Source organism: Streptomyces aurantiacus JA 4570, from assembly GCF_000414115.1.
Taxonomy (GTDB): domain Bacteria; phylum Actinomycetota; class Actinomycetes; order Streptomycetales; family Streptomycetaceae; genus Streptomyces; species Streptomyces aurantiacus_A.
In genome coordinates this window covers 1-19,950 of sequence record NZ_AOPZ01000051.1, presented here as the reverse complement: position 1 = coordinate 19,950, position 19,950 = coordinate 1, and the positions used below count along the sequence as shown (strand labels likewise).

The window sequence follows — 19,950 nt, the reverse complement described above, 5'->3', positions numbered from 1 at the left end:
TCATCGTGCCAGCAGCCGCGCCGGGCCCGGCTCCCCCGCACGGGGGAGACGATCTCCCCGGGCGGGGGAGGCCCCGCACCCGGTCCCGCCGCGACGCTGTGCCCATGACCAGCATCGACGTCCAGCAGCTCACCAAGGAGTACGGCACCACCCGCGCGGTGGACGACCTGACGTTCAGCGTCCGCCCCGGCCGGGTCACCGGCTTCCTCGGCCCCAACGGCGCCGGAGCCCCAACGGCGCCGGAAAGTCCACCACGTTGCGCCTCGTGCTCGGCCTCGACCGGCCGACCTCCGGCACCGCCACCGTCGGCGGGCGCCCCTACGCGACGTACGACGAACCGCTGCGGCACGTGGGCGCCCTGCTCGACGCGCAGGCCGCGCACGGGTCCCGGACCGCCCGCAACCACCTGCTCGCGCTCGCCGCGAGCAACCGCGTCACCGCCGCGCGCGTGGACGAGGTCCTGGAGCAGACCGGTCTGACCGCCGTCGCGGGGCGCCGCGTGAAGACGTACTCCCTGGGCATGCGCCAGCGTCTCGGCATCGCCGCCGCGCTCCTCGGGGACCCCGCCGTGGTGCTCCTGGACGAGCCGTCGAACGGGCTCGACCCCGAAGGCATCGTCTGGATCCGCGAGCTGATGACGGGCCTGGCCCGCGAGGGCCGCACCGTCCTCGTGTCCAGCCACCTCATGAACGAGACCGCGACGTTCGCCGACCACCTGGTGGTCCTCGGCCGCGGCAGGCTCCTCGCGGACACGCCGATGCGGGAGTTCATCGCGGGGCACAGCCGCCCGCGCGCCCGGGCGCGCACCACCGACCCGGCCCGGCTGCGCGCGGTGCTCGCCCGCGCGGGGCACGGGATGACCGAGGCGGACGACGGCCGCTGGACGGTCGACGGCGTCCGGGCCGAGGAGATCGGCAGGCTCGCCGCGCGCGAAGGCGTGCCGATCCTCGAACTCGCCGACGAGGAGGCGTCCCTGGAGGAGGCGTACCTCGCGCTCACCGCCGACGACACGGAGTTCTCGGCGTCTTCCGCAGCTCTCCAGGAGGCATGACCGTGTCCACGCCCACGTCCACACCATCTGCGTCTGCGTCTGCGTCTGTGTCTGTGTCTGCGCCTGTGTCCAACTCCGCGTCCGTGACCGCTGTGCTCCGCTCCGAATGGATCAAGGTCAAGTCGCTGCGGGGGAGCGTCGGTTCGCTCGCCGCGGTGTTCGTGGCGACCGTCGCCGTCACCGTCCTCGTCTTCGCCACCGTCGGCCGCGCGGAAGCCGACAACGCCGACGCCGAACCCCTCTTCGGCGCCTTCTACGCGCTCAACTTCGGGCAGGTCGCCGCGATCAGCTTCGGCACGACGGCCGTCAGCTCCGAGTACGTCAACGGCGCGCTGCGCGTCTCACTCGCCGCCGTGCCCCGCCGCGGGCTGTTCTACGGCGCCAAGACCGCTGTCCTGGGCGCGGCGGCGCTGCTGGTGGGGCTGCTCACCAGCTTCACCACGTTCCTCGGCGGCCAGGCGTTCCTCGGCGAGCACGCGATCGGGCTCGGCCACCCCGGGGCCGTACGGGCATGCGTCGGGGGCGGCTTCTATCTCGCGCTGATGGCGCTGCTCGCAGCGGGCCTCGCGGCGGTGCTGCGCAGTGGCGTCGCCGTGCTCAGCGTGCTGATCCCGTTCACCCTGATCGTGCCGTTCGTGATCGGGGACATGGCGGGCGGCGTGGCGCAGTTCCTGCCCGACCGGGCCGGGCAGCAGATCCTGCACGAGGACCCGAGCGGGATGCTCGGCCCGTGGGCGGGCCTCGGCGTGATGGCGGTATGGGCCGGGGCCGCGCTGGCGGCCGGGTGGTGGGCGGTGCGCAGGCGCGACGCGTGAGGGGCCGACCGCCGCCGACCGCCACGGTCAGGTCGAGCACCGGCTGACGCCCCGCCAGTCGTCGGACGCCTGACGGACAGCCAATTGTCAGTGGCGGCGGCTTTACTGGAGACATGAGCAGCGCAGACCACGTCGCCGCGATCGACCTGCTGCGCGCCCGGGGATTCCCCGCGGCGCCCGGCAGGTCGGAGCACGGCTATGGCGGACCGGGTTTCCACGTGGCGGAGTTATCGACGCACGACCAGCTGTGGGACGACGACGGCACGGCCCACGAGGAGACGGAGCTGCGGTTCGAGGCCGAGCGCGACGCCCTCACCGTCCTGCTGTCGGAGCGCTGGGGGAAGCCCCAGGTCTTCAGCCTCACCAGTGTCCTGGTCCGCCTCCTGGCCCAGGAGGCGGACGGCGAGGGCGAGCCGGTCCCGGAGCCGTGGGCCACGCTCAGCGAATCCGTGCCCGACCTCCACCTGTGGCGGGCCGACACCCACTGGATAGCCCTGGGAGTGGCCCACTGGGGCGAGCGGCGGGCCCTCCAGCTCGTCGCCGTGATCACGGAGGTCGACCCGCCCTAGGGCAGGTCCGATGGGCCGGCGCTGTCAGGCGCCGAGCCCCAGCTCCCCGTACGCGCCCGGCCCGAAGAAGCGCTCCACGTCCGCGTCCGACACCGACGCCAGCTCGGCCGGCGACCAGCGCGGACGGCGGTCCTTGTCGACGACCTGGGCGCGCACCCCCTCGGGGAAGTCCGGCGCCGTCAGGCACGCGCACGACACGCGGTACTCCTGGTTCAGGGCCTCCTCCAGGGAGCCGAGCGCACGCGCCCGGCGCAGGGCGGCGAGCGTGACCTTCAGCGCGGTGGGGGAGCGCGAGAGCAGGATCTCGGCCGCCTCCTTCGCGGCCTGCTCACCGCAGGACTGCAGGCGGTCGACGATCTCCTCCACCGAGTCGGCGGCGTAGCAGGAGTCGATCCACGCGCGGCGCGCGGCGAGTTCGCCCTCCGGAGCGGGCTGGGCGTACGTGCGCACCACGTCCGCCGCGTCGGAGTCCGCGAGCGCCGCCGTGAACTCCGCGAGGTGCCCCGAGGGCACGAAGTGGTCGGCGAGGCCGCACAGCAGCGCGTCGCCCGCCTCCGCCGCCGTGCCGGTCAGCGCCAGATGCGTGCCGAGCTCGCCCGGCGCCCGCGTCAGCAGATACGTGGCGCCGACGTCGAGCACGAAACCGATGATCGTCTCCGGCATGGCGACCCGCGACCGCTCGGTGACGACCCGCACGTCGCCGTGCGCCGAGATGCCGACGCCGCCGCCCATGACGTAGCCGTCCATCACCGCCACGTACGGCTTCGGGTAGCGCGCGATCCGGGCGTTGAGCAGGTACTCGGCGTGCCAGAAAGCCGCCGACGCCGCGCCGCCGCCCGCGAGGATGTCGTCGCGCACGGCCCGGATGTCGCCGCCCGCGCACAGCCCGCGCCCGCCCGCACCGGTCACGACCACGGTGCGCACCGCGTCGTCGTGCTCCCACGCGGTGAGCGCCTCGTCGACGAGGCGGACCATCGGGTGGTCGAGCGCGTTCAGGGCGCGGGGCCGGTTCAGGACGATGTGGCCGGCCCGGCCCTCGACGCGCGTCAGCACCGGCGGTGCGTCGTGACTCACTGAGCTGTTCCCTCTCCTTGGCGCTGGTCGCCCTGGAGCGCCTGGTCGCCCTGGAACGCCTCCAGGATCCGCTCCGCCGCCGTGGTCGCCGTCAGCGTCCCCTCCCGCACCCGCGCCTCCAGGTCCGGTGCGAGCCGCCGCACGTCGGGGTGGGCGTGGAGCCGGCCGAGCAGTTCGTCGCGGACCATCGTCCACGTCCAGTCGACCTGCTGGTCGCGGCGCTTCGCGGCGAGGCGGCCGGTGGAGTCCAGGAGCGCGCGGTGCTGTTCCAGCCGGTCCCACAGGGTGTCGAGGCCCTTCGACTCGCGGGCGCTGCAGCTCAGTACGGGTGGTGTCCACGCGGCGTCGGACGGATGCATCAGCCGCAGCGCACCCGCCAGTTCACGCGCCGCCGAGCGCGCGTCCCGCTCGTGCGGCCCGTCCGCCTTGTTGACCGCGATCACGTCGGCCAGCTCCAGGACGCCCTTCTTGATGCCCTGGAGTTGGTCGCCGGTGCGGGCCAGCGTGAGGAGCAGGAAGGTGTCGACCATGTTCGCCACGGCAGTCTCCGACTGGCCGACGCCCACGGTCTCCACGAGCACCACGTCGTACCCCGCCGCTTCCATCACCACGATGGACTCGCGGGTGGCCTTCGCGACCCCGCCGAGCGTCCCCGCCGTGGGGGAGGGCCGCACGAACGCCGACGGATCCACCGACAGGCGCTCCATGCGGGTCTTGTCGCCCAGGATGGAACCGCCCGTCCGTGACGACGACGGGTCGACGGCGAGCACCGCGACCCGATGGCCCATCGACGTCAGCATCGTGCCGAGCGCGTCGATGAACGTGGACTTGCCCACGCCCGGCACCCCGCTGATGCCGATCCGCCGCGCCCGCCCGGAGTGCGGGAGCAGCTGCGTCAGCAACTGCTGTGCGAGCGCCCGGTGTTCGGCCTTGGTGGACTCCACGAGCGTGATCGCGCGCGCGATGTGCGCGCGCTTGCCGTCGAGCACGCCCTTCACATAACTGTCGAGATCGATCCTCGGTGCCATGGACTCAGCGGCTCACAGCTCGCCACTGCCGGACGCGGCCTCGGCGGCGGGCAGTTCGTGGCCGAGCCCGGCGGCGAGCCGCCGCACCAGGTCGTACGCCGCGTCGGGGATGACCGTGCCGGGCGGGAACACCGCAGCCGCGCCCGCCTCGTGCAGCGCCTCGACGTCCTGCGGGGGGATCACGCCGCCCACGACGATCATGATGTCCTCGCGGCCCTCGGCGGCCAGCTCCGCGCGCAGCGCCGGTACGAGCGTGAGGTGCCCGGCCGCCAGCGACGAGACGCCGACGATGTGCACGTCCGCCTCGACGGCCTGCCGCGCCACCTCCCCGGGGGTCTGGAACAGCGGGCCGACGTCGACGTCGAAGCCCAGGTCGGCGAAGGCGGTCGCGATGACTTTCTGGCCGCGGTCGTGGCCGTCCTGGCCCATCTTGGCGACCAGGATGCGCGGGCGGCGCCCCTCGGCCTCCTCGAAGGACGCGACCAGCGCGCGGGTGCGGTCGACGGACGGCGACGGGCCTGCTTCGGTGCGGTACACACCGGAGATCGTACGGATCTGGCCCGCGTGCCGCCCGTACGCTTTCTCCAGGGCGTCGGAGATCTCCCCGACCGTGGCCTTCGCGCGGGCCGCGTCGACGGCGAGAGCGAGGAGATTGCCCTCAAGACCGGGGCCCGAGCCGCGCTCGGCGGCCGCCGTCAGCTTGGCGAGGGCGTCCTGGCACACCGCGTCGTCGCGCTCCTCGCGCAGCCGCCGCAGCTTCTCGATCTGCTGGGTGCGCACCGAGGAGTTGTCGACCTTCAGGACCTCGATCTGCTCGTCGGTCTCCACCCGGTACTTGTTCACGCCGATCACCGGCTGCCGACCGGAGTCGATGCGCGCCTGCGTGCGCGCGGCGGCCTCCTCGACGCGCAGCTTCGGGATGCCCGCGTCGATGGCCTGCGCCATGCCGCCAGCTGCCTCGACCTCCTGGATGTGCTGCCAGGCACGGCGCGCCAGGTCGTACGTCAGCTTCTCCACGTACGCGCTGCCGCCCCAGGGGTCGATGACCCGGCAGGTGCCCGACTCCTGCTGGAGCAGGAGCTGGGTGTTGCGGGCGATGCGCGCCGAGAAGTCGGTGGGCAGTGCGAGCGCCTCGTCGAGGGCGTTCGTGTGCAGGGACTGCGTGTGGCCCTGCGTCGCCGCCATCGCCTCCACGCAGGTGCGCGTCACGTTGTTGAAGACGTCCTGGGCGGTCAGCGACCAGCCCGAGGTCTGCGAATGGGTGCGCAGCGAAAGGGACTTGGCGTTCTTCGGGTCGAACTGCTTGACCAGCTTCGCCCACAGCAGGCGCGCCGCGCGCAGCTTGGCGACCTCCATGAAGAAGTTCATGCCGATGGCCCAGAAGAACGAGAGCCGCGGCGCGAAGGCGTCCACGTCCAGACCCGCCTCGCGCCCCGCCCGCAGATACTCGACGCCGTCCGCGAGCGTGTACGCCAGCTCCAGATCGGCCGTCGCCCCGGCCTCCTGGATGTGATAGCCGGAGATCGAGATGGAGTTGTAGCGCGGCATCTTCTGCGAGGTGAACGAGAAGATGTCGGAGATGATGCGCATCGAGGGCTTCGGCGGATAGATGTACGTGTTGCGGACCATGAACTCTTTGAGAATGTCGTTCTGAATGGTCCCCGCCAGCTTCTCCGGCGGCACGCCCTGCTCCTCGGCGGCGACGATGTACAGCGCGAGTACGGGAAGCACGGCGCCGTTCATCGTCATCGACACCGTCATCTTGTCCAGCGGAATGCCGTCGAACAGCTGACGCATGTCGTAGATCGAGTCGATGGCCACGCCCGCCATGCCGACGTCGCCGGTGACGCGCGGGTGGTCGCTGTCGTAGCCGCGGTGCGTCGGCAGGTCGAAGGCGACGGAGAGGCCCTTCTGGCCCGCCGCGAGGTTGCGGCGGTAGAAGGCGTTGGACTCCTGCGCGGTGGAGAAACCCGCGTACTGCCGGATCGTCCAGGGCTGGTTGACGTACATCGTCGGGTAGGGGCCGCGCAGATACGGCGCAACGCCCGGGTACGTCCCCAGGAAGTCCACGCCCGTCAGGTCCGCGTCGGTGTACAGCGGCTGGACGGCGATGCCCTCCGGAGTCTCCCACAGCAGGTCGTCGGCGTCCTTGCCGGTGGCCGCCTCGACCGCGGCGCGCCACTGCTCGGCGGAGCCCCGCGGGGCCGCGTCCGGCTCCAGGCCGATGCCGGAGAAGTCGGGGATCGTCATGACGCCACTCCCATGAGGTCGAGGGTGGAGGAGAGCACGGCGACGGCGTCGCAGCCGGCGAAGACGTACGCGTCGACATCTTTGCCGTACTCACCGGGCCGCCCCGCGAGGAACACCCGCTCGGCGCCCGCCGACTTCAGGGCCGCGGCGACCGCCGCCGCCTCGTCCGCGTACAGCGCGTCGCTGGAGCACAGGCAGGCGACGCCGGCGCCGCTGGCCTTGAAGGCGTCGGCGGCGCTCGTCGCGTCCACCGAGACCGGGTCGTGCACGGCCTCGATGCCGCCCGCCTGGAAGAGGTTCGACGCGAACGCGGCACGCGCGGTGTGCGCGGCGGCCGGGCCGAGCGCGGCCAGAAACACCTTCGGACGGGCGCCGGTCGCGGCGAGATGGGCGTCGGAGCGGCTGCGCAGGGCTTCGTACGCCTCGTCGCGGCGCACCCGCGGCAGGCCGCCCGTGGGCCCTGCGGGCGCGGGCTCGCGCTCGACGGGCTTCTCCGTCAGGTTCGGGAACTCGCTGACGCCCGTGATCGGTTCGCGGCGCTTGGCGAGCTTCTTTCCGCGCTCGGCCCAGGTCGCCGCGAGGCGGTCGCCGAGCATGCCGGAGCGCAGGGCCGCCGCCTGGCCGCCCGCGCGCTCGATCTCCTGGAAGAACTCCCAGGCGGTGTGGGCGAGTTCGTCGGTGAGCCGCTCCACGTACCAGGAGCCGCCCGCCGGGTCGATGACCCGGGCCAGGTGCGACTCCTCCAGGAGGATCGTCGAGGTGTTACGGGCGATGCGGCGCGCGAAGGCGTCCGGCAGGCCCAAGGAGTGGTCGAAGGGCAGCACCGTCACCGAGTCGGCGCCGCCGACGCCGGCGCTCATGCAGGCCAGCGTCGTGCGCAGCATGTTCACCCACGGGTCGCGGCGCGCCATCATCACCGGTGACGTCACCGCGTGCTGGAGCTGCGCGCCCGCGTCGACGTCGCCGCTCGCCTCGGCCACCCGCGCCCAAAGGCGGCGTGCGGCACGGAACTTGGCGATGGTCAGGAACTGGTCGGCGGTGGCCGCGTACCGGAACTCCAGCTGCGCGCACGCCTCCTGGAGGGTGAGCCCCGCGCCGGTGAGGAGCCGCAGATACGCGACGCCGGTCGCGAGCGACGCGCCGAGCTCCTGCGCGGGGGAGCCGCCCGCCTCGTGATAGGGCAGCGCGTCCACGGTGAGCGCGCGCAGGCCGCGGTACTCACGGCCGCACAGCCGGGCGAGCTCGACGGCCGCGTCCGTGGCCAACTCCTCGCCCGTGCGGGCCTCGTACGCCAGCGGGTCCGCGCCGAGATTGCCGCGTACCGCGTCCTTCGCGACGCCCGCGGCCGCGACGATGCGCAGCAACTCCCGTGCGGCGGGCTCGACATCGGCACCCGCGTCGAGGACGACGGGGGCCAGGTCCAGATACACGCCGTCGAGCGCCCGCTCGAGACCGGACACCGGCAGCGCGTCCGGGCCCAGGGTGAGCCACAGCGACGTGACGCCGTTCTCCAGGTCGGCGAGGACGGACTCGTTCGTGCGCGCGGGGTCGCTCGTCGCGTGCCGCTGCCGTACGTCCCAGCCGGTCGCGGCACCGCCCGCCGCGCGGCCCCCCCGCACGTAGGGGGCGAAACCCGGATGGCCCACATCGGCCACGGCGTCAGGGGCGGTGTACAGGGGGCGGGTGCTGAGCCCGTCCTCGAGCGCGGTGGACAGCGCTTCCTCGGCCGCCGCCCCCGATACGTCCTTACCCGACTTCCGCAGTACGCCTTCCACCAGGCGCTGCCACTGCTCATGGGTCGCATCAGGGAACTCGGCGGCCAGCGAAAGCCCGTCGTCAGGCAGGACCGTCATGTTCCGATGCTAGGGCGGAATCAGGGCCCGGTGCTGGGGCACCGCTGTGACCTTGCACTCTTCCCGTCAGTCTTGATCTGAGGCGGCCGGGACGTTATTACTGCGGAGTAATTTCTAGGGGTGGGGTTTCGCTGGAATAGGGGCGCGATGGGGGCTGGGGGCCTTCGTGGCCGGGGCGTGGGCGTGGACGGGTGGCTGTGCGGGAGCGGGTGCCTGTGGTGGGGCGGTCTGTCCCGGTGCCGCCTCGGCGGCGCGCGGCGCGCCCGTCACGTAGTGGGTGTACTCGTGCTCCAGGCGGAAGCCCGCGGTCCAGGCCAGCAGGCGGCTGGGGCGGTTGTCGCGGGCGCACGACCAGCTCGCGGTGCGGCCCCGGGCCGCGATGTCGGCGGTGAGGGCGGCGACGCAGGCGTGCGCGAGGCCCTTGCGGCGGTGCTCGGGCGCGGTGGCCACGGCCACGTCCTCGTACGCCTCGCCCGCGAAGTAGGAGCAGGCCACGGACACCGCCCGGCCGCCCCGGTCGAACGCGGCGACGGCGTGCCCGGAGGCGGCGAGCGCGGCGGCACCGCCCCAACTCGCGTGCAGCCACTCGGAGTCGGCCCACAGTGCCGCGAACGCGGCGGCGTCGTCACCGGATACACGGCGTACCCGCACCCCGCGCGGCGGCCGGGGCGCGTCGACGTGCTCCCGGTGGACGTACGCCATGCGTTCGGCCGGCACGATGCGGTCGAAGGCGGCGCCGAGCACGGGCAGGAAGCGCGGGGGAGCCTCGACGTGATGGGCGGCGAACGGCGCGAGGCCGCACGGGGAGACGGCGCGCGGGTCGCCGCGCAGCAGCACATGGCCCGCGCACGACACCGCGAGGGCGCGCGGGGTGACCGCCCGGTCGGCCCACCACTGGCCCGCTCCGTGCGCGAGGACGTGCTCGGGCAGTGCGGCCGTGCCGGGCGCCGCGGCCGTGAACCAGCGCGAGAGTGCGGGCAGTTGGTGCCGCTGAAGCGGGATCACGGGCGGTACTCCTGAAGGGGTGATGGGGTGGGTGGGTCAGGGCTGCCGTGCGGGTCGGCGGAGGCGTGAACGGCGTCAGCGGTGCGGCCCTCCGGCGGGGGAGGACCGTACCGCTGACCGTGCGAGGGCCTGCTGAGCGGCCTTGGTGACGTGCCCCGCAGGGGCGCGGGGAACTGCGCGACCAGCCACGATGGGCCCGCAGTCGAGCGACGGCCCATCGCGGCCCTTCCCGCAGAGCGCCTAGCTCTGCCCCGCCTTGCTGCCGTGGTTGGCCTTCTTCTTACGACGTGCCCTCTTCTTGCGTGCGCGCTTCGACATCCAGTCGGTCCAGCCCTTCAAGATTCGTGGCCGACCAGCAGGGCCGCGAGCTTGTTGAGGCGCTTGACGGTGCGGTCCTCCGTCGCGGCCGCGGCGGGCTCGACGCGCTCGGCACCGTCGTAGTACGCGCCGTTGACGATCTCGGTGGCCGGGTCGCACAGCCGCACCACGTGGGCGGCGCCCTCCGCGGCCGACGCGCCCTCGTGCGCGTACAGCGGCAGGAGCGCGGTGTCGCACACGCCGGGGTGCACGGACACGGCGGTCACGCGGGGGTCGGCGGCGAAGACGGTGAGGGCGAGCTGCGACTGGGCGTAGGCGGCCAGGCGCGAGTAGCGGCGGGCCCGGTTCGGGTCGCTCCAGGAGATCGACGCCGTGCGGTGCAGCGACGACGACACGTTGACGACGCGGCCACCCGGATCACTGGTCAGGGCGGGTTCGAGCAGGCTCGTGAGGAGGTAGTGCGCGAGGAAGTTCACCTGGAAGGCGATCTCGTTGCCGTCGGCGGTGATGGTGTGGCGCTCCGGAGCGGCCATCCCCGCGTTGTTCACGAGCACGTCCAGGTGCGGGTGTTCGGCGACGACGCGGCTCGCGAGCTGCTCGACCTCTTCCAGGCGGGTGAAGTCGGCGGCGACCGCGCGCAGCCTCGCCACGTCGACGCCGGCCGTGGCGACGAGCCTGTCGACGGCGGCCTGGGCCTCGTCGGCGGTGCGGCCGTGCACGAGCACGGTGACGCCGTGCTCGGCGAGGAGGCGGGCGGTCTCGTGGCCGATGCCGGAGGTGGCTCCGGTGACGAGCGCGGTGCGCCCGGACAGTGCGGCAGAAGGCATGATCGGATCCTGTGCTGAGGCATGCCTCGACAGCCCTCGGCGAGGGCCCGCGGCATGCGATACGGAAAGGCCGTGCGCGCTCGTCAGGAGCGCCCGTCACGGCGAAAGGGGATGCGGTGCGACGTCAGCGCACCGTGACGTGAACAGGGCGCGAGACCGGCACCGCCGTATGAGGCGGCCGGTCGTCATGGTGCGCGAAGGTGTTCACGATGTTCATCCAACTGGCCCGTGAACCGGGCTTCAAGCGCCGCGCACAGTCTTTGACGGCCCTCTGATGCCGTCGGCCGGGCCTGCCGTCAGCTCAGCCCCGGCAGCGTCGACACCACCAGGTCGATCAACTTGATCCCGAGGAAGGGCAGCACGAGCCCGCCGAGTCCGTACACCGCCAGGTTGCGGCGCAGCAGGTCGTGCGCGGACGCCGGCGTGTAGCGGACGCCGCGCAGGGCGAGCGGGATGAGCACGACGATGATCAGCGCGTTGAAGATGATCGCCGACGTGATGGCCGACTTCGGGCTGTGCAGGCCCATGATGTTGAGGGCCTCCAGGCCCGGGTACGCGCCCGTGAACATCGCCGGGATGATCGCGAAGTACTTCGCGACGTCGTTGGTGATGGAGAAGGTGGTCAGGGCGCCACGGGTGATGAGGAGCTGCTTGCCGATCTCGACGATCTCGATGAGCTTGGTCGGGTTGGAGTCCAGGTCCACCATGTTCCCGGCCTCCTTGGCGGCCGAGGTGCCGGTGTTCATGGCCACGCCGACGTCGGCCTGCGCGAGCGCGGGCGCGTCGTTGGTGCCGTCGCCCGTCATCGCGACGAGCTTCCCGCCCTCCTGCTCCTTCTTGATCAGGTCGAGCTTGTCCTCGGGTGTCGCCTCCGCGAGGAAGTCGTCGACGCCCGCCTCCCGGGCGATCGCGCGTGCCGTGAGCGCGTTGTCACCGGTGATCATGACGGTGCGGATGCCCATGCGGCGCAGCTCGGCGAACCGTTCGCGGATGCCGTTCTTCACCACGTCCTTGAGCTGGACGACGCCGAGGACGCGCGGCCCGTCCCAGTCGTGCACCGCGACGAGCAGCGGCGTCCCGCCCGCCGCGGCGACGGAGTCGGCGAACATCCGGGCCTGCGGCGGCACCGAGCCGCCCCGCAGCTCCACCCAGGTGATCACCTGGGCGGCGGCCCCCTTGCGGATGGCGCAGGCCGCGCCGTTGTCCCAGCGCAGATCGATGCCGCTCATCCGGGTCTGCGCGCTGAACTCCACGAACCGCGCGTTGGCCAGCTCGCCCTGCGCGGGCGCGCGCAGCCCGTACTTGTTCTTGGCATGCACGACGATGGAGCGGCCCTCGGGCGTCTCGTCGGCCAGCGACGACAGTTGCGCCGCGTCGGCGAGGTGCAGCTCGTCGACGCCGGGCAGCGGCATGAACGCGTCGGCCTCGCGGTTGCCGAGGGTGATGGTGCCGGTCTTGTCGAGCAGCAGGGTGTTCACGTCGCCCGCCGCCTCGACCGCGCGGCCGGACATGGCCAGCACGTTGCGCTGCACGAGCCGGTCCATGCCCGCGATGCCGATGGCGGAGAGCAGCGCGCCGATCGTGGTGGGGATCAGCGTCACCAGGAGCGCGACGAGCACGGTCGTGGGCTGCGCGGCGTCCGCGTACGAAGCCATCGACTGCAGGCTCACGACGACCAGCACGAAGACGATGGTGAGCGCGGCGAGCAGGATGTTCAGGGCTATCTCGTTCGGCGTCTTCTGCCGGGACGCGCCCTCGACCAGCGCGATCATGCGGTCCAGGAAGGACTGCCCGGCGCGCGAGGTGACCCGCACGACGATCCGGTCGGACAGCACCGTCGTGCCGCCCGTGACGCCGCTGCGGTCGCCGCCCGACTCCCGGACGACCGGGGCCGACTCGCCCGTGACGGCGGACTCGTCGACCGCCGCGACCCCGTCGACCACGTCGCCGTCCGCCGGGATCAGCTCGCCCGCCTCGACCAGGACGAAGTCGAAGGGCCGCAGCTCGGTGGCGGCCACCGCCTCCGTTTCCGCGCCCTGGAGGTCCGTGCCCACGCGCCAGTTGTGCCGCAGCCGCAGCGCGACCGTGTCCGTGCGCGCCTTGCGCAGCGCGAGCGCCTGCGCCTTGCCGCGGCCCTCCGCCACCGCCTCCGCGAGGTTCGCGAAGAACACCGTGAGCCATAGCCAGAGGCTGATGATCCAGGCGAAGACGGACGGGTCGAACACCGCGGTGCCGGTCGTGATCACCGCGCCGCAGCCGACGACGAACAGGACGGGGTTCTTGACCAGCGCGCGCGGGCGCAGCTTGTGCAGCGCGTCGGGGATCGACCTCAGGAGCTGACCGGGGTCGACGAGGCCGCCGGGGCGGACCCGCCGGCGGCGGCCGGGACGGTTCTCGGGACTGCGCCCGGACGACTGGCTCTCGGGCGTGTGCGGAGCCTGCTGCGGGGCGGCGGGAAGCATCGGCGAAGGTGACTTTCTGGTGGGGGAGCGGCCACGGAGCGCGGCCGTGCGGACAGGAAGGTAGCCGCCCCAACCTCACCAAATCACCTTCGCGGCAGGGAATTTACGACCCCCTGACAGGCCGTGCCGAACGCCCGTCAAGCCTCCGTCAAGAAGCCCTGATGGCGCATCAGGAGGCCGTCAACAAAACCGGGAAGCGCTGGAACGGACCCAAGACTGATCACCACGGGGGGACGGGCGAACGACGCCGTGATGTGCGGCCGGGGGCGAGTGACGAGCGCCGTCGGCGGTACGCGCAGTCCAGATGCGGGGGCCGGGGCTGTGTCCGCCGCACATCCGGTGCCGGTCGTCCGTCCGAACGGGCGTCTCGGCCCGCGGCCACGAGGGGGGTCGCGGGCCGGGCGCCCGCAACTACCGGAAGCGCGGCGGGTGTTACGGCGCACGCGCCGGGGCGGAATGATCAGCTCCCGGCAGCCGTCGGGGGCTTGGCGTACGCGATGTGGCCCCACCGTAAGAGAGCCGTCAACGCCGTCCCGAGTGCCGTATGAGAGACGTCAAGAGCGACGGCGAACCCGCTGGTGGGCGCTTTGCTTCACAAGAGCGTACGAATCGCGGGCCCCGCCCGCACGCACCTTCAGGAGGCGGCACACCGATGACCCGGGTGCTGGTGGTCGAGGACGACCCACAGCTCGTACGGGCTCTGGAGATCAATCTCAAGGCACGGAAGTACGAGGTGGACGCGGCGGTCGACGGGGGCACGGCCCAGCGTCTGGCCTCGGCGCGTCCCCCGGACGTGGTCCTGCTTGATCTCGGGCTGCCCGACATGGACGGCATCGACGTGATCCGATGGCTGCGGGGCTTCAGCCGCGCGCCCGTCCTCGTCGTGTCCGCCCGCCATGCCTCCGACGAGAAGGTCGCGGCGCTCGACGCGGGCGCCGACGACTACATCCCCAAACCCTTCAGCATGGACGAGCTGCTCGCCCGGCTGCGGGCCGCCGCCCGCAGGACCCGCTCCGCGGCGCGCGACGAGGTGACCGCCCTCGTCGAGACCGAGGGCTTCACCCTCGACCTGCTCGCCAAGAAGGCACTACGGGACGGCCGCGCCGTGCGCCTCACTCCCACCGAGTGGCACCTCCTGGAGGTCCTGGTCCGCCACCGCGGCCGCCTGGTCAGCCAGCAGCAGCTCCTCGGCGAGGTGTGGGGGCCCACCCACAGCACGCGGACCAACTACCTGCGGGTCTACATGGCCCAGCTCCGCCGCAAGCTCGAGCCCGACCCGGCCCACCCGCGGCATCTGATCACTGCGCCGGGGATGGGGTACCGGTTCGAGGGGTGAGGGCCGCTGTGCCGGGGCCGGACGCCGGGCCGCTGCGCTCGGCCGGGGTGTCCTCATGCGGCGGCCGCACGCGCCGTCCTCGTCGCCCGCGCCTGACCTCGGCCGTTGTCTGTACGCGTCCTCACTCGTTCGGGCCCGTGAGCCGGGCCGCGCGTCAGCAGAGTGTCAGCGTGCGCCGCATCTCCGTCAACGGCTCGTCATGGAAGGTCGGTTGACACCCCGTGCCGGGCATAACGTCACTGTGTGCCCGCGCTCGCCCGCGCGTCACCGGCAGCACGGCGAACGCTTGACCCGACGAGAGCCTGCCAAGGCATCTCAAGGAGGAACTCCATGACTCAGCAGATGGTGTGCGGAGAAGACCCCGAGCCTTCCGAACGGGGCCCGGCCGGACCCCTGTTCGTTCCCGTCCGGCCGGGACCCGCGGGCTGTGTCGCCCGCCTGTTCCGCACTCCCTTCGGCGGCCGCACCGCTGTCGCCTTCACCACCTCGCAGCGCCTCGCCGACGAACTCGGCGCGCGGCAGCGGTGGATCCGGCTCTCCGAACCGGCACTGCGCGCGCTCACCGAACCGCTGGGCGTCGCCCGCGTCACCGTCGACCCATGCCTCACCCCACGCACGTCCGGCTCCTCCGCCTCTTCCGGCTCCTCCGGTTCCTCCGGCTCCTCGAGCTCCGGGCGCGTCCCCGTGACGCCCGCCCCGGGGCTCGTGCTGGCTGCTCCCCGGCCCGTCGCCGCTTCCGCCGCAGCCGCTGTCGCCGCCGCCGACACCGCCCGGGACACCTCCCGCTGGCGGGACTGGGACCCACAGGCCGTGGGCGCCCTGCGCGTCACCGGAGCGGCGGCACTTGTCGGCGCCCTGACCGCGTGGATCGGGTGAATCCGGCCGGGACCGGCTGAATCCGGGCCTGCGACGCGGAGCGCATCGGCGCCGAGCGGCACCAGCGGCTCCTCGATGACGCGGACGCCGATGACAGCGCGGACCGAGGGCACCCGCGCCGCCCTCGACGGCGCCGACGCCCACAGAGCCCGGTACGAGAACGACGTGAAGACGCGACGTGAAGACGCGACGTGAAGGACGTGAAGACGCGACGTGAAGACGCGACGTGAAGACGACGAGGCGAAAGAGAAGCCAGTCATGACCCTTGCGGACATCCCCGCAACACCCGGCCACACCACGGTCCCCGTCGGCGCCCCGCCCATGGACGCCCCCGACGACCTGACCGTCTGGCCCCACTCCACCACGCGGCTCGCCCACGGCGACCTGGCCGTCGGCGGCGTGCCGCTCACCGAGATCGCCGACCGCTTCGGCACCCCGGCCTATCTCCTCGACGAGGCCGAGGTGCGCGAGCGCTGCCGCACCTACCTGCACGCCTTCCCCGAGACCGATGTCCTGTACGCGGCCAAGGCGTTCCTCTGCCGCGCCATGGCGCACTGGGTCGAGGAGGAGGGCCTGGGCCTCGACGTCTGCTCTGCCGGCGAACTCGAACTCGCCGTCACCACCGGCTTCCCCGCCTCCCGCATCGTCCTGCACGGCAACGCCAAGAGCCCCGAGGACCTGCGCTCCGCCCTGCGGCTCGGCGTCGGGCGCATCGTCATCGACAGCGCCTCCGAGATCGCCCGCCTTGCGGCTGCCGTGCCGCCCGGCAGCCGCCAGAAGGTCCTCGTCCGTGTCGTCCCCGGCATCGCCGCGGGCGGACACAGCAAGATCCAGACGGGCACCGAGGACCAGAAGTTCGGCCTGTCCATCACCGACGGCTCCGCGCAGCACGCCATCGCCCGCATCCTCGACCAGCCCGGCCTCGAACTCGTCGGCCTGCACTGCCACTTGGGCTCCCAGATCACCACCGACAAGCCGTACCTGTGCGCAGTCCGCCGCCTCGTCGGACTGATGGCGCGCATCAAGGACCACCACGGCATCACTCTCCCCGAACTGGACCTCGGCGGCGGCCACGGCATCGCCTACCGTCCGGGCGAGGACGCCCTCGCCATCACCACCCTGGCCCGCAAGGTACGCGCGGAACTCGCCGAGAGCTGCGCCGCCGCCGGCCTCGCCGTGCCCCGTCTGATCGTCGAACCCGGGCGCGCCATCGCGGGCCCGGCGGGCGTCGCCCTCTACCGCGTCCTGTCGGTCAAGCGCACCAGCGACCGCACCTTCGTCGCCGTCGACGGCGGCATGAGCGACAACCCGCGCCCCGCGCTGTACGGCGTGCGCTACCTGCCGCGGCTCATCGGCCGCCGCTCCACCGCCGCGCCCGCACGCGTGACCGTCGTCGGACGGCACTGCGAGGCCGGCGACGTGCTCGCCTCCGACATCCAACTCCCTTCCGACACCCACCCCGGCGACCTCCTCGCCGTCCCCGTCGCCGGCGCCTACCACCTGTCGATGGCCTCCGGCTACAACCTCGTCGGACGCCCCCCGGTGATCGCCGTCGCCGACGGCCACGCCCGACTCCTCGTCCGACGCGAGTCCCTGGAGGACATCCGCAGCCGCGACGTCGGCCTTTAGCCGTCTCCCGACCGACGTCCCCAGACGCGGTCCTGCTCTCTCAAGGACGGACGGCGGCGAGGCGGAACACCCGCTCCGCCGGCGTCACGAGCCGAGAAAGCGCAGGATCGCCAGCACCCGACGGCTGTAACCGCTGACGTCGGTCAGCTCCAGCTTGTCGAAGATCGCGTTGACGTACTTCTCCACCGCGCTCTGCGAGACGTGCAGTTGCTCCGCGATGGCCGCGTTCGTATGCCCCTGCGCCATCTTGGAGAGCACCTCGCGCTCACGCTCGGTCAGCCGCTGCAGCGGGTCCACCTGGCTGCTCAGCGTCAGCAACTGGCGGACCACCTCCGGGTCGAAGGCGGTCCGGCCCGCACCGACACGGTCGAGGGCGTCCAGGAACTCGTCGACCTGGACGACGCGGTCCTTGAGGAGATAGCCGACCCCTTCCGTGGCCGTGGTCAACAGGTCCGTGGCGTAACGCCGTTCGACGTACTGCGAGAGGACCAGGACGCCTGTGTCCGGCCAGGTCCGGCGGATCTCAAGGGCGGCCCGCAGCCCTTCGTCGGTGTGCGTCGGCGGCATCCGCACATCCACCACGGCGGCGTCCGGCGGATCGGTGGCGATCGCTTCGAGCAGGGCCTGCGCGTCCCCCACGGACGCCGTCACCTCATGTCCCTCGTCGGCGAGCAACCGGGCCAGCCCCTCGCGCAGCAGCGTCGAGTCGTCGGCGAGCACTACGCGCATGGCAACTCCGCGGTGATGACGGTGGGACCTCCGGCCGGACTGGCCACCGTCAACTTACCGTCGAGCGCCGCGACCCTGCGGCTCAGGCCGAGCAGCCCGCTCCCGTTCGGATCGGCTCCGCCGCGGCCGTTGTCCTCGACGCACAGCCGGAGCAGCGCGCCCGCCCGGTCGGCCCGCACCGTGACGTGGCCGGCACCGGAGTGCTTGACCGCGTTCGTCACGGCTTCGGCGGCTACGAAGTACGCGACTGCCTGCGCCGTCGGCGGGGGTGTGTCCCGCAGGTCGCAGGCGAGCCGCACGGGTATCGCGGCACGCTCGGCGACCGATTCCAGGGCGGCGGCGAGGCCGCCCTCGTCGAGCGACGCCGGATACACGCGCCACGCGACGTCCCGCAGCTCCTTCAGTGCCTGCTGCGACTCCTCGTGGGCCTGGCGGAGCAGGTCCACCGACTTGCCGGGGTCGGGGGTGCGGCGGGCCCGGCCGAGCAGCATGCCGAGCGCGACCAGGCGCTGCTGGACGCCGTCGTGCAGGTCTCGCTCGATGCGGCGTCGCTCGTCGTGCACGGCTTCCACGACTCCGGCCCGGCTCTTCGCCAGCTCGCCGATGCGGCGCTGCAGGCTCTGGCGGTCGCCGGGGCTGAGGAAGTGGCGGGCCAGCTGCTCGTCCATCAGTGCCACGGCGTGCACTCCCTGTATGGACAAAAAGAGCAGGAAGAGGCCGCCGAGCCCGGAGAGCCCCATGGTCACCGGCCAGCGGGCGAGGTCGACCAGGAACCAGCCCCATACGAGCAGCGACGCATAGCCCGCGCCGGTAGCCGCGGTCAGCAGCACCACGCCGCCCAGCATTCCGACCGTCCAGCGGGTGGCGACATAGGCGAGGGCGGGCATGCCGGTCAGCGGTGCGGTCATCTCGGCCGCGCCCGTGTCGTAGCAGCGGGCCATCCGGCGCCGCTGCAGCTCGGACCACCAGCGGGCGGCCGCCAGTATCCGGGGCTCGCCGCGGCTGGCGTCGGCGGAGCGCCCGAGCGTGGCGAGCAGCCACAGCCCGGACACGAGCGTCATGACCAACTCGGCGACGGCGCTGAGGAATCCGAGCAGGACTCCGGCGGCGACGCGCAGTCGGCGGGCGAGAAAGTTTCGCATGATCAATCAAGCTAGCCGAGCGGTGCGCGCGGCGGACTGCGGAAAACCGTAAAGCTGCCTGCGGTCGACCGCAGGCCCGGCCTGCGGCGGCCCGCAGCGGAACTCTGCGGCCGCCCTCATACCGCGGTGGCCTGCGGGTTTCGTACCGTCGAAGACATGATCCTCATCGCCGAGCACAGCCTCATGGCCGGGCACAGCCTCATCGCCGAGCGCAGCCTCGCCGCCGCGACCGAGCCCGTCGCGGCAGCCGCTACCTCCGCGTCCGCGATGGCCGCGGAGTCCGTGCGGTCCGTCCAGTCCGTCGTGTACGCGGCCGCGCCCGCCGACGCCCCCGCGGGCGGTATAGCGGGGTGGGCCGCCGATCTCATGGACTCACTCGGCGCGATCGGTGCCGGCGCGGCGATCGCCCTGGAGAACCTGTTCCCTCCGCTGCCCAGCGAGGTGATCCTGCCGCTCGCCGGCTTCGCCGCCAGCCAGGGCAAGTTCAGCCTGCTGTCGGCCCTGCTGTGGACCACGGTCGGCTCGGTGGTCGGGGCCCTCGCGCTGTACTGGGTCGGCGCGCTGCTCGGCCGTGACCGCACCGTCGCCATCGCCGCGCGCCTTCCGCTGGTGAAGACGGCAGACATAGAGAAGACAGAGAACTGGTTCGCCCGACACGGCACCAAGGCCGTGTTCTTCGGCCGCATGATCCCGATCTTCCGCAGCATGATCTCGATACCGGCGGGCATCGAGCGGATGCCCCTGCCCGTGTTCCTGGGCCTGACGACCCTGGGCAGTCTGCTGTGGAACAGCGTATTCGTGCTCCTCGGCTACGCCCTGGGCAGCCGCTGGCACGAGGTCACCGACGTCGTCGGCCTGTACTCCAAGGCCGTGCTCGGTGTGGTCGCCCTGGCAGTCGTGGTGTTCGTGGTGGCCCGCATACGCAAGGCGGGCCGCGGCTCGCACCGGGCGAGGAACTAGGGCGTGTCCGATGGGTCGGCGCGGCG

General features: G+C 72.5%; 16 protein-coding genes and 1 pseudogene. 7 read left to right on the top strand and 10 right to left on the bottom strand.

The annotated features are described in order from the left end of the window. The first annotated feature begins 104 nt into the window (after positions 1 to 104). The 3 genes and pseudogenes from STRAU_RS06740 (at position 105) to STRAU_RS06730 (ending at position 2,435) form a co-directional block, all read left to right on the top strand. Positions 105 to 1,051 (top strand): annotated as a pseudogene (locus STRAU_RS06740) (ABC transporter ATP-binding protein). A gap of 83 nt (positions 1,052 to 1,134) precedes the next feature. Continuing rightward, on the top strand, positions 1,135 to 1,866 hold the full coding sequence (locus tag STRAU_RS06735) for an ABC transporter permease (protein WP_259299838.1): 732 nt from the start codon (positions 1,135 to 1,137) through the stop codon (positions 1,864 to 1,866). Positions 1,867 to 1,979: 113 nt separating this feature from the next. After that, positions 1,980 to 2,435 carry a hypothetical protein gene (locus STRAU_RS06730; RefSeq protein ID WP_016639505.1) on the top strand — a complete coding sequence of 152 codons (456 nt, stop codon included), beginning with the start codon at positions 1,980 to 1,982 and terminating at the stop codon, positions 2,433 to 2,435. 24 nt (positions 2,436 to 2,459) lie between these two features. Here STRAU_RS06730 and STRAU_RS06725 read toward each other — a convergent pair whose 3' ends face one another. The 8 genes from STRAU_RS06725 to kdpB all read right to left on the bottom strand — a co-directional run bounded on the left by STRAU_RS06725 (position 2,460) and on the right by kdpB (position 13,252). Further along, positions 2,460 to 3,509 (bottom strand): enoyl-CoA hydratase/isomerase family protein, encoded by a 1,050-nt coding sequence (locus STRAU_RS06725; RefSeq protein WP_037657894.1) that lies wholly within the window; start codon positions 3,507 to 3,509, stop codon positions 2,460 to 2,462. Then, positions 3,506 to 4,537 carry a methylmalonyl Co-A mutase-associated GTPase MeaB gene (gene meaB, locus STRAU_RS06720; protein WP_016639503.1) on the bottom strand — a complete coding sequence of 344 codons (1,032 nt, stop codon included), beginning with the start codon at positions 4,535 to 4,537 and terminating at the stop codon, positions 3,506 to 3,508. Before meaB ends, STRAU_RS06725 begins: the two co-directional genes overlap by 4 nt. 12 nt (positions 4,538 to 4,549) lie before the next feature. Next, complete coding sequence (scpA, locus tag STRAU_RS06715; RefSeq protein ID WP_016639502.1) at positions 4,550 to 6,787, bottom strand: methylmalonyl-CoA mutase; 2,238 nt, start codon at positions 6,785 to 6,787, stop codon at positions 4,550 to 4,552. Then, entirely contained in the window at positions 6,784 to 8,640 is a 1,857-nt protein-coding gene (gene mutA / locus STRAU_RS06710) for a methylmalonyl-CoA mutase small subunit (RefSeq protein WP_016639501.1), read from the bottom strand. Before mutA ends, scpA begins: the two co-directional genes overlap by 4 nt. A 114-nt stretch (positions 8,641 to 8,754) precedes the next feature. Next, positions 8,755 to 9,645 (bottom strand): GNAT family N-acetyltransferase, encoded by an 891-nt coding sequence (locus tag STRAU_RS06705; RefSeq protein WP_016639500.1) that lies wholly within the window; start codon positions 9,643 to 9,645, stop codon positions 8,755 to 8,757. Between the two features lie 240 nt (positions 9,646 to 9,885). Then, on the bottom strand, positions 9,886 to 9,963 hold the full coding sequence (locus STRAU_RS44880; RefSeq protein WP_397926694.1) for a 50S ribosomal protein bL37: 78 nt from the start codon (positions 9,961 to 9,963) through the stop codon (positions 9,886 to 9,888). A 17-nt stretch (positions 9,964 to 9,980) separates the two neighbouring features. Continuing rightward, positions 9,981 to 10,790: an SDR family NAD(P)-dependent oxidoreductase gene (locus tag STRAU_RS06700; RefSeq protein WP_016639498.1), complete on the bottom strand. Its 810-nt coding sequence runs from the start codon at positions 10,788 to 10,790 to the stop codon at positions 9,981 to 9,983. A gap of 296 nt (positions 10,791 to 11,086) precedes the next feature. Continuing rightward, complete coding sequence (gene kdpB / locus STRAU_RS06695; protein ID WP_016639496.1) at positions 11,087 to 13,252, bottom strand: potassium-transporting ATPase subunit KdpB; 2,166 nt, start codon at positions 13,250 to 13,252, stop codon at positions 11,087 to 11,089. 652 nt (positions 13,253 to 13,904) lie between these two features. Here kdpB and STRAU_RS06690 point away from each other — a divergent pair. From STRAU_RS06690 to lysA, 3 genes are all read left to right on the top strand, one after another. Next, entirely contained in the window at positions 13,905 to 14,588 is a 684-nt protein-coding gene (locus STRAU_RS06690; protein WP_016639495.1) for a response regulator, read from the top strand. Positions 14,589 to 14,918: 330 nt separating this feature from the next. Beyond that, complete coding sequence (locus STRAU_RS06685; RefSeq protein ID WP_016639494.1) at positions 14,919 to 15,464, top strand: SAV_915 family protein; 546 nt, start codon at positions 14,919 to 14,921, stop codon at positions 15,462 to 15,464. Between the two features lie 258 nt (positions 15,465 to 15,722). Next, a complete protein-coding gene (gene lysA / locus STRAU_RS06680; protein WP_016639492.1) occupies positions 15,723 to 17,093 on the top strand; it encodes a diaminopimelate decarboxylase in 1,371 nt (456 codons plus the stop codon). Positions 17,094 to 17,177: 84 nt separating this feature from the next. On the opposite strand, the gene STRAU_RS06675 is transcribed toward lysA, so the two are convergent. Further along, positions 17,178 to 17,822, bottom strand: coding sequence for a response regulator (locus STRAU_RS06675; protein ID WP_037657893.1), 645 nt, complete (start codon positions 17,820 to 17,822; stop codon positions 17,178 to 17,180). Next, positions 17,813 to 18,964, bottom strand: a complete 1,152-nt coding sequence (locus STRAU_RS06670; protein WP_037657892.1) for a sensor histidine kinase — start codon at positions 18,962 to 18,964, stop codon at positions 17,813 to 17,815. Before STRAU_RS06670 ends, STRAU_RS06675 begins: the two co-directional genes overlap by 10 nt. Positions 18,965 to 19,330: 366 nt before the next feature. On the opposite strand from STRAU_RS06670, the gene STRAU_RS06665 reads away from it, so the two are divergent. Beyond that, entirely contained in the window at positions 19,331 to 19,924 is a 594-nt protein-coding gene (locus STRAU_RS06665) for a DedA family protein (protein ID WP_037657910.1), read from the top strand. Positions 19,925 to 19,950 lie beyond the last annotated feature (26 nt).

Excerpts from the sequence above, each read along its gene's own strand:
- STRAU_RS06730 (WP_016639505.1), top strand. The coding sequence starts at position 1,980 with ATGAGCAGCGCAGACCACGTCGCCGCGATCGACCTGCTGCGCGCCCGG.
- meaB (WP_016639503.1), bottom strand. The coding sequence starts at position 4,537 with ATGGCACCGAGGATCGATCTCGACAGTTATGTGAAGGGCGTGCTCGAC.
- scpA (WP_016639502.1), bottom strand. The coding sequence starts at position 6,787 with ATGACGATCCCCGACTTCTCCGGCATCGGCCTGGAGCCGGACGCGGCC.
- mutA (WP_016639501.1), bottom strand. The coding sequence starts at position 8,640 with ATGACGGTCCTGCCTGACGACGGGCTTTCGCTGGCCGCCGAGTTCCCT.
- STRAU_RS44880 (WP_397926694.1), bottom strand. The coding sequence starts at position 9,963 with ATGTCGAAGCGCGCACGCAAGAAGAGGGCACGTCGTAAGAAGAAGGCC.
- STRAU_RS06700 (WP_016639498.1), bottom strand. The coding sequence starts at position 10,790 with ATGCCTTCTGCCGCACTGTCCGGGCGCACCGCGCTCGTCACCGGAGCC.
- kdpB (WP_016639496.1), bottom strand. The coding sequence starts at position 13,252 with ATGCTTCCCGCCGCCCCGCAGCAGGCTCCGCACACGCCCGAGAGCCAG.
- STRAU_RS06690 (WP_016639495.1), top strand. The coding sequence starts at position 13,905 with ATGACCCGGGTGCTGGTGGTCGAGGACGACCCACAGCTCGTACGGGCT.
- STRAU_RS06685 (WP_016639494.1), top strand. The coding sequence starts at position 14,919 with ATGACTCAGCAGATGGTGTGCGGAGAAGACCCCGAGCCTTCCGAACGG.
- lysA (WP_016639492.1), top strand. The coding sequence starts at position 15,723 with ATGACCCTTGCGGACATCCCCGCAACACCCGGCCACACCACGGTCCCC.
- STRAU_RS06675 (WP_037657893.1), bottom strand. The coding sequence starts at position 17,822 with ATGCGCGTAGTGCTCGCCGACGACTCGACGCTGCTGCGCGAGGGGCTG.
- STRAU_RS06670 (WP_037657892.1), bottom strand. The coding sequence starts at position 18,964 with ATGCGAAACTTTCTCGCCCGCCGACTGCGCGTCGCCGCCGGAGTCCTG.
- STRAU_RS06665 (WP_037657910.1), top strand. The coding sequence starts at position 19,331 with ATGGACTCACTCGGCGCGATCGGTGCCGGCGCGGCGATCGCCCTGGAG.